Origin of the sequence: Xanthomonas dyei (assembly GCF_002939865.1) — a bacterium.
In the GTDB taxonomy this organism is placed as follows: domain Bacteria; phylum Pseudomonadota; class Gammaproteobacteria; order Xanthomonadales; family Xanthomonadaceae; genus Xanthomonas; species Xanthomonas dyei.
The window spans coordinates 1-252 of the sequence record NZ_MDEE01000152.1; the positions used below are offsets into that span (position 1 = coordinate 1).

Consider the following 252-nt stretch of genomic DNA (forward strand, 5'->3'; position numbering starts at 1 on the left):
CGTGGCCATCAAGGACCTTTGCCGGCGGCATGGCTTCAGCGAGGCCTCGTACTACCTGTGGCGCAGCAAATTCGGCGGGATGAGCGTGCCCGATGCCAAGCGGCTCAAGGACCTCGAGTCCGAGAACGCGCGGTTGAAGAAGTTGCTGGCCGAGCAGCTATTCGAGAACGACCTGATCAAGGATGCGTTGCGAAAAAAGTGGTGAGCGCACCGGCGCGTCGTGCGCTGGTGTGCGAGTGGATCGGGCGTGGT

Annotated in this window: 1 pseudogene; it reads left to right on the forward strand. The window is 62.3% G+C overall.

Features of this window, described 5'->3' with window-relative positions:
- Position 1: 1 nt before the first annotated feature.
- Positions 2–252: pseudogene (locus XdyCFBP7245_RS23625) on the forward strand (transposase); the annotation flags it as partial.